This window comes from Bacillus sp. NTK034, from assembly GCF_017303275.1.
GTDB lineage: Bacteria > Bacillota > Bacilli > Bacillales > Cytobacillaceae > Cytobacillus.
Map to the genome: position 1 here is coordinate 1 of NZ_JAFKOJ010000059.1, position 260 is coordinate 260.

Consider the following 260-nt stretch of genomic DNA (forward strand, 5'->3'; position numbering starts at 1 on the left):
CGATGAGGCGCGCGAACGGGTCCGGGCGCTGCCAGACAAACAGGCGCTCGAGCGCGACCGGTTCGAGGCAAAGATCCTGCAGGCCGAAGAACGGACCGAAGCCGCCTTCGCCCTGCTCGACAGGCGCTACAAGAAGCGACAGACGCCCGAGCTTGCGCCGCTGCTGATGGGGCTGTTGTCCAATATGCAGCGACCCGATGAGGCACAGAGCTTTGCCGAATGCCTGCCCGCCAGCGTCAGCCAAACCCCCGCCATGATCT

1 protein-coding gene is annotated in these 260 nt (G+C 65.4%); it reads left to right on the plus strand.

The genetic code is table 11. The features are described from left to right. Window positions 1-260 (plus strand): hypothetical protein (locus tag JI665_RS28385; protein WP_206846312.1); only part of this gene is annotated, 260 nt, incomplete at both ends.